Genomic DNA, 11,278 nt, shown 5'->3' with positions numbered 1-11,278 from the left:
GAAAACCAGGGGCGATTCACACAATGGTGATGAATCCAACGATGGCTGGGCATATCCTTAAAGGAGATTTAGCTTACTTATTTCGTACAAAAGTAATGAAGATATGTCCTTTCCCAGAATTCAAAAATGAAAATTTTGTACCAGAGTTATATGTATGGAATAAAATTTCTGATGTAGGAAAGATAATTTTTTATGTAGATCAGATTATATATATATGCGAGTATCTTCCAGATGGTTACACCAATAACTTCAAAAGAAATTTGAAAAGCAACCCTCATGGTTTTGGGGTTTTTTATAGAGATCAAATCATCCGAGATGTTAGATGGATAGGGAAGATTAAAGCGTGTATCAGGAGTTTTCAATGTATTATTTACAGCTTTTTAAGAAAATAGTATGAAAATTGCTATTGTTATAACAGGTCTTGGCATGGGAGGGGCTGAACGACAAGTTTGTGATTTGGCAGATCAATTTATTAAAATCGGCCATAAAGTATTACTCATCGTCATGACTGGTGAGATAGTCAATCGCCCATATTCAGCCGGAGTGGATATAGCTTTATTGAAAATGAGGAAAAATCCACTGAGTTTTGTAAGTTCTTATTGGGAAGCCGTTAAATTGCTTCGGCAATATAAACCGGATGTGGTACACAGCCACATGGTTCATGCAAATTTATTTACTCGATTGGTTAGATTGATGGTATTTATTCCTAAGCTCATCTGCTCCGCTCATAGTATCAATGAAGGGGGAGAAGTGTATATGCTTGCTTATCGGCTAACGGACCGACTATGTGATTTAAGTACGAATGTAAGTCAGGCGGCGGTCGACATATTCATTAAGCGAAGAGCTGTAGCCGCAGGGCGTATGCAGGTTATGTATAATGGTATTGATACTAGACGCTTTTCTTTTAATATTGTGAGTCGAATGCAATTACGATTTCAATTAGGAGTAAAAGAGGATACAATTTTATTGCTAGCTGTCGGGCGCTTAACTGCGGCAAAGGACTATAAAAATTTACTAAAAGCATTTGCTAGGTTATCCTCTCAATATTCGTATGTTCAGCTGTTTATTATTGGAGAAGGAGAGGATAAGGCTTATTTGATGTCAATGGTTGCAGCACAAGGTCTAATGGCGAGAGTGCATTTCTTGGGGCTGCGCTATGATATAGAAAAATGGATGAGTGCGGCAGATATATTTGTATTGTCATCTGCTTGGGAGGGATTTTCTTTAGTCGTAGCAGAGGCGATGGCTACTGAGCTGCTAGTGGTAGCTACCGATTGCGGTGGGGTGAAAGAGGTGGTTGGAACTGCCGGTTTGCTTGTTCCGCCACAAGATAGCATACGGTTATCCGCTGCAATAGAACATGCTCTTTTACTTTCACCTCTTGAGAAGGAGGCGATAACCCAGGAGGCTCGCTCACGGGTAATTAACCATTACTCGATTAAGGTAATTAGTCAGCACTGGTTAACTTTATACCAGGATTGCTTATGAGTATACACCTTTGTATGGTGGCCAATACTGCTTGGTCAATGTGGAACTTTCGGGGGGGGCTATTATCTGCTCTTTTACAGCGTGGATATCGCATCACCATTGTTGCACCACCTGATGGTACAGTCTTTTTGCTTTGTGATTTAGGGTGTTCATTTATTCCCTTGACGCTGTCTGCCAAAGGCGTAAATCCATTTGCAGATCTTAAGTTGACATGGGACTTGGTGAAATTGTACCGCAGGATTGATGTCGACTTAATTATCCATTATACAGTAAAGCCGAATATATATGGTTCATTTGCTGCGTGGCTCTGTCATCTACCAACAATATCCATAACAACAGGCTTAGGTTATGCGTTATTAAATAATGGTTTGATACCAAAAATTGTTAGGTTGCTTTATAAATATGCTCTTAAATATCCGCGTTTAATAATTTTTTTAAATGAAGATGATCGGAATGAATTCGTTTCGCGGCGAATAATAGATAGTAGAAAGGCTCGCATATTTCCTGGTGAGGGTGTCGATCTTGATTTTTTCTATCCAGTCATAAATCCTTCTGAAGATGATTCAATCCATTTCTTACTTATCGCTCGTCTATTATGGGATAAAGGTGTAGGTGAATATGTTGCAGCAGCCAAGTATGTTCGCAGTGTTTATCCTAATGTAAAGTTTAAACTATTAGGTGATTTTCAGGCTAACAATCCCAGTGCGATTGGTTACGAGCAGTTGAAGGTATGGATTAATGAGGGTGTACTTGAGTATCTTGGAACCACACATGATGTTAGACCCGTAATCATGAAAAGTGACTGTGTTGTACTACCCTCTTACAGAGAGGGATTACCACGCACTATGATTGAGGCGGCCGCAATGGCAAAACCGATAATTGTTACCGATGTTCCTGGATGTTCCTGGATGTCGTGATGTAGTTAGGCATGGTGAAACGGGTCTATTATGTGAGGCTAGAAGTATCGAGTCATTGACTTGTGCGATGATAAAATTCATCTATATGAATATAGAGCAGAGAATATCTATGGGGAATTCTGGGCGAACTTTTATTGCTGCGAATTTCGATGAAAAAAAATAATAAAAATTTACTTGGATATGCTTGAGCACCAATTTTCTGGTGAGTTCGGATTAATAGACAAAAAGTGAAGAGATTAATGCGAAACAACAGTCATCAATTCTTTAGCCGTCACTCTTTTGTACGCGGGCGATTTAATTATGCCATGATGTTCTTTCTGGCCGCATTGATTGCTACTTTGTTACCTGCTTTTTTAATTTGGGGGTGGGGTTTCTGGTATAGTTTTGACTCGGTCAGGGTTAATACCATTTTAGGTATCTTTATTTCGTGCATGATTGCAGGTTTTTCTCTTGATCGCTTTATGATCTATCCTGGTTCACAGGTGCTACCATACATGATTAAAACGGTTACAACTATATATTTGTTGCTATTTGCAATATTATTGATAACTCGTTTTGAGTATAGTCGCAGTGTTATTCTTTGTTCTTATTTACTTGTTTTGATATTGTGTTGGCTCATTTGTCTGTTGGGTGTCATGTATGGTAGAAGAAAATACGCTATTATTCCTGTTGGAAATTATAAGTCTCTGTGTGAGATTGATGGTATAGACTGGTATATTGTTAATGATTTGACTCTCTTTGACTATTGTTATGATGCTGTAGATCGCGGATCTTAACACTCTTGAGTTACAAGATCAGTGGCAAAGGGTTTTAGCTAACTGCGCATTATTAAAAACCCCAATTTATGATAGCAAGCAAATTTATGAATCTTTAACCGGTAGAGTTAGTTTAGATTTTTTGCATCAAAGTAACTTGGGTGCGATTACCCCGTCATTGTATTATCTTTATATTAAAATGGTTGTTGATATGGTAGCCATCATAGTTGCGTTGCCGTTACTGCTCCCATTAATGCTTGCTACTGCAGCTCTTATAAAAATTGATAGCCCTGGCCCTATATTTTTTTTGCAAAAAAGGGTAGACCAAGGAAATAAGGATTTTATAATATACAAATTTCGTAGTATGCATGTAAATGCTGAACTGGGTGGTGCTAAGTTTGCTGAGGAACGTGATTGTCGAACAACTCGGGTGGGAGCACTTATTCGAAGATATCGAATTGATGAGTTGCCGCAGTTTTTTAACGTATTAAAAGGGGATATGAGCCTAATTGGCCCTCGGCCAGAGCAAAGAGTATTTGTCGAGAAATTTCAACATGAGCTTCCATTTTATATGTATCGTCATATGGTCCGTCCTGGTATAAGTGGATGGGCTCAGGTCATGTATGGTTACTCAGCAGATATAGACAGCACACGTAAAAAGGTAGAATACGACCTTTACTACATTAAGAATTTCTCTGTATGGCTTGATGTATTAATTGTATTTAAGACAATTAAAACCATGGCAACAGGTTTTGGTGCTCGCTGAGTTACCGGGGTTGATATATGAATGGTACATCTTGGATTTTGTTTTTAGCTTATTGGCTACTGGCCATGCATTTTTTCATGCACAACCCCGGCGGGGCCGGGCTCTATCTGCCATTCAATGCCTGGGGCTGGGTCTTTGCCAGCCTCGTCATCGGCCTGGGGTTGTGGCAGGTCACCCTGCAACAGCGGTTGATATTCTCGTCTTTGCAGGCCTGGCTATGGCTTGGTGGATTCCTGTTGTTGCTACCCATGGCGTATCCCGGTTTTGAACTCAAGGACTATGCCATACCACGACTGCTGGGGTTGTTTGCCGGTCTGCTGTTTCTGTTTTGTCTGTACCAATGGCAACTGGCTCGTCAGGCCCGTGATCAGTTGCTCTATCTGTTGTTGGGGGCGGTAGCGATAGAGGCCTTGCTCGGGCTGGTGCAGTATTACCTGCTGACCCCAGGCAACTGGCTCGGTTATGACACTCGGGCCAATCGCCCTTATGGCATCTTTCAGCAGCCCAATGTGATGGCGACCTTTATGGCGACCGGACTTTCCCTCGCCATCTGGCTTGAGCTGCGCGGCAATGCCAATGTCTGGCTACGAGGGCTGCGTTATGGGGTGATCCTGGCGGCCAGCGTGCTGCTGGTGGTGTTGCAATCCCGGGTAGGACAACTGGGTGGCTTGCTGGCCCTGCTCCTGCTTGCGCCACAGTTGCATCGTCAGCATCAACTGGCCCGTATTCTGGGCCTGGTTGCGCTCGGTGTCGGCCTGGGGTTGGCGTCCCAATACGGGATCAGCGGCGTCAAGCGCGGGCTTGAGGTGTACCAATCCGGTGGCATGCGCTCCGTATACTGGCCCTATGCCGCCAAGCTGATTGCGGAAGCCCCCTTGGCCGGTTGGGGCTATGGTAGCTTTGAAACCACCTTCCTGCATCACTACATGGCCGACAAGGCGCTGAACCCGGCCATGGTGCAGATTGAATATAACCTCGATCACCCCCACAACGAGTTTCTCTACTGGGCAGTGGAAGGGGGATTGGCCCCCATGATCGGCATGGCGCTGATGGGTGGTGCTCTGTTGTGGCGGCTTGCCAGGGCGGGCTGGGTCAAGGGGGCGGCGCTGCTGGCACTGGTGACCCCCATACTGCTGCACACCCAGACCGAATATCCGCTCTATCACGCCATCGCTCTGTGGTGGGCTCTGCTGCTGCTGATCCATGTGCTGGATGCGGAAGTGGAGGAGGGGATGCAGACAGCCAGCTGGCGTGAATATGTCTATCGCCCCTGGTTGCTGTTGCGCTTCATGGCTATCGCCATCCCTGTGCTGGTTGTGCCCTTCATGCTCACTGCCATTCATACCGCCTGGGTGGTGACCAAGTACGAGCGCGGCGGTTACAAGAATCCAACCCTGTTGCTCGATGTCGTCAACCCCATGGCTTGGTTGACCCGGGTGGAGTTTGATGTGAACTCGGTGCGGTTGATGGTGGGCTTGCAGACGGATAACAAGGCGGAGCTGGAAGCCTATCTCGACTGGGGTCAGGCATTTGTACGCCATACCCCCAGAGCCAATATTTACGCAAATATGGTGGTCGCACTCGGTGCGCTTGGGCGACAAGAAGAGGCGCAGGCGCTACGAACGCAAGCCCTGATGCTCTATCCGGGTGATCCCTTGCTAACTGGCTCGGCCGCCAAATCTGTGGCCACTGCGCTGGAGGGTAAACCCTCCTCCTGATGCCCAGCGGCAGGTGCAAAGCAGGGCGGCAAGGTTGCGCGATGTTTCACCAACCGCACTACTGCTTCGCAAAAATAGGCGCCTTTGCTGGACGGGAGAGGCGCCATGGCTAAGATAGTGGCCTCAACGTCTTGTTTTAGAAAGGGAGTATGAAATGGAGTTAGTGCTAGGCCCATTGGAAGCCCGCGTGATCGGCGCTCTGATAGAGAAAGAGATCTGCACGCCGGATCAATACCCCCTCTCCCTCAATGCCCTGGTCAATGCCTGCAACCAGAAGAGCAACCGTGAACCTGTGCTGGAGCTCTCCGAGCTGGATATCCGCGCTGTTGTGGATGAGCTGATCCGCAAGCGTCTGGTCGTCAACACTGCCGGTTTCAATGCCCGGGTACCCCGTTACCAGCACCGTTTCTGCAATACCGAGTTTGGCACCCTCAAGTTCAGCGAGCAGGAGCTCGGTATCGTCTGCGAGCTGCTGCTGCGCGGTCCTCAGACACCGGGTGAGTTGCGCTCTCGCACCAACCGCTTGTGCAGCTTCGATGATGTTACTCAGGTGGATGCGGCCTTGGCCGCTCTGATTGAGCAGGGGCCTTATGTGGTCAAGTTGCCCCGCGAACCGGGCAAGCGTGAATCCCGCTATGCCCATCTGTTCAGCGGTGAGGTGGATCTGCAGGCGCTGGCCGAGGCATCCCCTGCCAGCAGTTATGCCTCCCCGGCGGCGGACAGGTTGAGCGTGCTGGAAGAAGAGGTCGAAACCCTCAAGTTACAGTTGCAAGCTCTGGAAGCCCGTCTGGCGCAACTGGAGGGCTGACATCTCGGCACGTTTCACCCTAAAGAGGCGCTCCGGCGCCTTTTTTATTGTCATTTCGCCGAGGTTCTCCCCTCTTGGCATGTCTTCTTCCATCCTTTGTGATCCTCCGTGCTCCTTGGTTTATATGAGCCAGTCGGCTTTTTTTGAGTTATTTCGCGGTTAAGGGTCGAGCCGCCGCCGCTTTCCCGTTAAAATTCCGCTTTTGCACCTGCCCGTGAGTCTTGATGTCTGCGTTCACCCTCTCTTTCGATTGTTATGCCCTGCTCAGTGAGCTGCAGTTGCAGCGCACCGCCAGTACCCGCTATTTGCAAGAACAGCTGCAAGCGCAGATGCCGCTCGGGCGGGCGTTGATCGACAAGTTGGAGCAGTTGCAGCAGCAGGGACTGGTGCGCCTGCGCGGGGAGCAGCAGTGGAGTCTGACGGCTGAGGGAACCCTGGCGTTGATCCTGGCGGTACGTTCGGGAGCCTGCCCCATGCCTAACTGGGCACGGGTGCCCTCGGTCACCGGCCAGGAGATGGCGCTGGCGCTGGTACGGGAGCTCTGTCTTGGTGAGGTGGGTCAGGTGCCGACCTACTATCTTGCGGCCGATTTGCTTGGCCTGCTCGACGTGACCGATGCCCATCGCCTGCTGCCGGGCTCCAGCCCGCAATGGCAGCAACTGATGTTGATGCACTTCTCCCTGCAAACCCTGCTCGATGCCGAGCCAGGGGCACAGTGGCCGCTCGCACCGGTTGCCAGCGCCTGTGCCCCCGAGCTGAAAAGCGTGAGCGAAGGGTTCGCCGCCGAATGGCAGTGGCTCTGTGGCGACCTTGCCGGCGAGGTCACCACACACTGGCCCGCCTTGCAGCAGTTGGCGGAGCAGGGGGGAGAGCAACCCCTTGCCGAACGGCTGCTCGGTGCCTTGGGCCAGTGGCAGGCAGAGGGTACCAAGGGGCAGTGGCCACTGATGTTCAGTGCTCTGCTCTGGCTCGGTTGGTTGCAACAAGCTGACCCCGTGATCGCCAGCGAGCAGCGCAAGAAGTGGCAACGCAGTCTGGGTAATCAGTTTCCGTTGCTGGCGGATCTGCTGGGTCAGTGGGCCGGTGATCGTCATGGTCAGGCGGTCGGTCTGTTCGACACCCTTCAATTGCCGCTGGAAGAGTTGCACTGGGGTTACCTCTGGCTCGATCTCTGCGCCCTTGCCAGGCACGGGGAGCAGAGCCCCCAGGTTGCCATACTGCACAAGTGGGATCTCTCCCATGTGCTGGAGGCACAACCCCATCACAGGCTGATGGCCTTTTGCCAGGATCTGCTGCGACTCCTGTTGGGGCAGGGGGCGCAGCGCGCACCGCTGCAGCAACTGCGAGCCGCCAACGGGGATGACGCATCCGCAGACCAGGACGAAGACGACAAGACCCCCGCCTCGGCCAGCTGGCTCAATTGGTTGCAGGGGTTGGGGCGTTCCAGCGGCGTGCGCAAGGCGCAGGAGCGGCTGGTGTGGCTGCTGCATGCCGAAGGGCCCGAGCTTGAGTGCAAGATCCAGAAGCAGAGCACCAAAGGGGAGTGGACCGCCGGTCGCCGGGTCGATCCCGCGCTGCTCTCGACTCAATATGCCGCTCTGCTTGACGAAGAGGACTGGGCGCTGGTGCGCACCCTGCCTAGGGTCATGGGCCAGCTGCCACGAGAGGCCTGGGCGCCCCTTGCCACTCATCCGCGCCTGTTCAATGCCAAGGGGCAGAAGTTGCAACTGGCCGTCAGTGCGCCACTGTTGCAGATTATCGCCACCGAGCAGGGCATGAGTGCCTTGCTGAGCCCGTCCGCCGCGGCGCGCGGTGCCCATATACTGCCGCTGGCACAGGATTTGTGGCAGCTCATTCTCACCCCGCAGGCGCTGCTCGATCGTCTGCCTGCACTGGAATCTATCCCCCTGTTGCCCGCCGAGGGCTTAAGCGAATTGCAGCGCACCCTGGACGCCATCCCCGATCTGCCCTGGCACAGCCAGGTGGCAGGTCTGCAAGGCAATGCCGAATTGGCCCCCTGGCCCGGTATTCCCTCGGTACAGCTGGATTGGCAGGATGGCCAGCTGGCGGTCAAGCTGGTGACTCGGCAGGGTGAGTTGCCGCCGCTTCCCCTTGGCAAGGGGGAGGCCATAGTGCGCCAGGGGATCAAGGATTATCACTACTGGCAGCGGGATCTTGTCGCCGAAAAGGGGCAGGCCCAGCAACTGCGTAATTCACTACCCATCGGCCTGCCAGGGAGTGAGTGGCTACTTCAGGGGGAGCAGGCGCTGGCACTGGTCAACGCCCTGCCCGAGCTGGTGGATGCCGGTGTGGTCATTCACTGGCACCAGGACAGCGCCCGCCTCAAGAGTCTGGATGAAGCGGCCCTGAGCCTGCGTATCGAGCGGCGCCAGGACTGGTTCCAGGTAGAGGGGGCACTGGCCCTCGATGAGCACCAGATCCTCGATTTGCGTCTCATCCTGCGCCAGATGACGCCAGGTCAGCGCACCGTCCAGCTCGACGAGAAGACCAGCCTGATGTTGAGTGACAAGCTGGTGGAGCGGCTCACCATGCTGGGCGCCATGCTGGATGAAGAGCAACGCATCAACAACAAGCTGGCCTATCCGCTCACCCGCCTGCTCTCCGTCATCACCACTGAGGGGGATGACGCCTGGCACTCCCTGCAACAGGAGTGGCAGCAGGAGGTGGAGTGCCCCGCCGAACTGTTGACCCCGCTGCGGGATTATCAGAAGGACGGGGTTCGGTGGCTGGCGACTCTGGCCCATCATGGCTTCGGCGCCTGTCTGGCCGATGACATGGGCCTGGGCAAGACCCTGCAGGCGCTCATAGTGCTGCGCATGCGCCAGCACCTGGGCCCGGCGCTGGTGGTGGTGCCAAAGTCAGTGGTCACCAACTGGCAGGAAGAGGTCGCACGTTTCGCCCCCGAACTTGAGGTGGTGGTATTCGAGAACCCATCCGAGCGGGAAGGGGTGATCCGTGATGCCAGGGCCGGCCAGGTGATCCTGATCAACTACGGCATGCTCGGCAGCCTGGCGGAGGCGCTCAAGTCCCGCCGCTGGTCCAGTATGGTGCTGGACGAGGCGCAGCAGATCAAGAATGCCGGCACCCAGCGTGCCAAGCTGCTGTTCCAGCTCGAAGGGGATTTTCGCCTTGCCCTCTCCGGCACCCCTATCGAGAACCACCTGGGGGAACTGTGGAGCCTGTTTACCTTTATCAACCCGGGTCTGCTTGGCAGTCTGGGCGAGTTCAAGCGCCGCTTCGGCAAGGCAGTAAAAGATCCCCAGCACATGGCCCTGCTGCGGGCTGTGATCAGTCCCTTTATCTTGCGTCGTCTCAAGCAGCAGGTGCTGACCGAGTTGCCGGACAAGACAGAGATCATTCATCACATCAGTCTCTCCCCCGAGGAGCGCCAGTTGTATGAGGCAACCCGGCGCGAAGTGGTGCAGCAGGTGCAAAGTGCCGATGGCCGCGCCCTGATGCACGTGTTGAGCGGCCTGACCCGGCTGCGCCGGCTCTGCTGCTCCCCCGAGCTGGTGATGCCCGAGTGGTCACAGACCAGCAGCAAGCTGGACGAGGCGATGGCGCTGCTGGACGAGGCCATCGGCAACGGTCATAGAGTGCTGGTGTTCAGCCAGTTCGTCGATCTGCTGAGCCTGCTGCGTGCGCGGATTGAACAGAAGAAATGGGATTACTGCTATCTGGATGGCGGCTGCTCCGCCAAGTCCCGCCAGGATTCCATACTGCGCTTCCGGCACGAGCCGGTGCCGCTGTTCCTCATCAGCCTCAAGGCGGGGGGCACAGGTCTCAACCTGACCCAGGCCGATACGGTGCTGCACCTGGACCCCTGGTGGAACCCGGCTGTAGAAGATCAGGCGAGCGATCGGGCCCATCGCATGGGGCAGACCCAGCCGGTGACTGTCTATCGGCTGGTGTGCGAGCAGACGGTGGAGGAGAAGATAGTCGCCCTGCACGATGAGAAGCGGGCGCTGGCTGATGGCCTGCTCAGCGGCCAGTCCGAAGTACGTGGGCTGGATGTGGAGAGCCTGCGCGCCCTGCTGATGGGCTGATCAGGCTGACGCCATGTACAAGGGGGGATCGCCAGCAGGCGATCCCCCCTTCGTTTATGTCTGTGTCTGCAAAGGAGATCCCGTCAAAGAGGCGGCCGCTCAGCCAGGCCAGCAGAGCGGCGAATTGGCATCTTGCCGCACCATCAGGAGAGGGGGAGTCTGCCGGCTTGCGGCTACCCCTGATAGAGGTAGAGGTGCAGCCGTTCTATGATGGGCTCACCGCCAATCTTGCGATCTCGCCGCGCCTGCCGCAGCTTGGGCGGGTAGTGGCCAAGGTGGGTGACGCCGGGCTGGGTGTCTGAGCAGAGCAGCAAGGGCAGGCTCGCCTTGAGCTGCTGCTTGCGGGGCTCCCTGTCCTGCCAGAGCAAGTTGATCATAGGATGGGTCTTGACCGGTCGCCGGATCCTGAGCTCGGCATCGGCAGGCAGGCGGCGAAGGTCATAGACCTCCTGATCCACCATCTTGCTCCACTCCTCATTGTTGGAGAGCGCTGGAATATAGCGGCGGCTGCGCTCCAGCATCTCCAGCACCTGCTCCCGGCTGAGGCGGTTGATGCTTTGTTTGTCGGCCCAGGTAAAGCCGAGGGAATGCAACTCACCCTCCAGCTGGGTCAGCTTGCGGTAGACCTGCAAGGTAATCACCCCGGGCAGGGCCCTGTGTACCAGCTCGAATTTCTCATCCCGCCCACCTGCCTGTTGCACCAGCCCCTTGAAAGCGAGTTTGCGGGCGTTGATCTCCTCGTGCATATTCCGGCCGATC

General features: G+C 53.5%; 8 protein-coding genes and 1 pseudogene. 8 read left to right on the top strand and 1 reads right to left on the bottom strand.

Going from position 1 to position 11,278, the window contains the following annotated elements:
* The 8 genes and pseudogenes from AXW79_RS23140 to AXW79_RS00470 form a co-directional block, all read left to right on the top strand.
* A pseudogene (locus AXW79_RS23140) lies at positions 1-392 on the top strand (glycosyltransferase family 2 protein); the annotation flags it as partial.
* Position 393: 1 nt separating this feature from the next.
* Positions 394-1,488, top strand: coding sequence for a glycosyltransferase (locus AXW79_RS00490; protein WP_005319017.1), 1,095 nt, complete (start codon positions 394-396; stop codon positions 1,486-1,488).
* On the top strand, positions 1,485-2,405 hold the full coding sequence (locus tag AXW79_RS21840; protein WP_005319014.1) for a glycosyltransferase family 4 protein: 921 nt from the start codon (positions 1,485-1,487) through the stop codon (positions 2,403-2,405). The genes AXW79_RS00490 and AXW79_RS21840 overlap by 4 nt, the downstream gene beginning before the upstream one ends.
* A 239-nt stretch (positions 2,406-2,644) precedes the next feature.
* Positions 2,645-3,181 (top strand): hypothetical protein, encoded by a 537-nt coding sequence (locus AXW79_RS22620; RefSeq protein WP_129712425.1) that lies wholly within the window; start codon positions 2,645-2,647, stop codon positions 3,179-3,181.
* Positions 3,168-3,926 (top strand): exopolysaccharide biosynthesis polyprenyl glycosylphosphotransferase, encoded by a 759-nt coding sequence (locus AXW79_RS00485; RefSeq protein ID WP_073531809.1) that lies wholly within the window; start codon positions 3,168-3,170, stop codon positions 3,924-3,926. Before AXW79_RS22620 ends, AXW79_RS00485 begins: the two co-directional genes overlap by 14 nt.
* Before the next feature lie 17 nt (positions 3,927-3,943).
* The gene (locus AXW79_RS00480) at positions 3,944-5,644 is read left to right on the top strand and encodes a PglL family O-oligosaccharyltransferase (RefSeq protein ID WP_011898540.1); all 1,701 of its coding nucleotides are present in this window, start codon (positions 3,944-3,946) and stop codon (positions 5,642-5,644) included.
* Positions 5,645-5,798: 154 nt separating this feature from the next.
* A complete protein-coding gene (locus AXW79_RS00475; protein ID WP_005319007.1) occupies positions 5,799-6,452 on the top strand; it encodes a YceH family protein in 654 nt (217 codons plus the stop codon).
* Positions 6,453-6,676: 224 nt separating this feature from the next.
* Positions 6,677-10,519, top strand: coding sequence for a DEAD/DEAH box helicase (locus AXW79_RS00470; protein ID WP_011898541.1), 3,843 nt, complete (start codon positions 6,677-6,679; stop codon positions 10,517-10,519).
* A 173-nt stretch (positions 10,520-10,692) separates the two neighbouring features.
* Here AXW79_RS00470 and AXW79_RS00465 read toward each other — a convergent pair.
* The coding region (locus AXW79_RS00465) for a DNA replication terminus site-binding protein (protein WP_162271523.1) at positions 10,693-11,278 on the bottom strand (586 nt) is incomplete at its 5' end.

The organism is Aeromonas salmonicida subsp. salmonicida, from assembly GCF_001643305.1.
Lineage (GTDB): Bacteria > Pseudomonadota > Gammaproteobacteria > Enterobacterales > Aeromonadaceae > Aeromonas > Aeromonas salmonicida.
The sequence above is the reverse complement of the archived record's forward strand: the minus strand, read 5'-3'. Positions and strand labels throughout refer to the sequence as shown.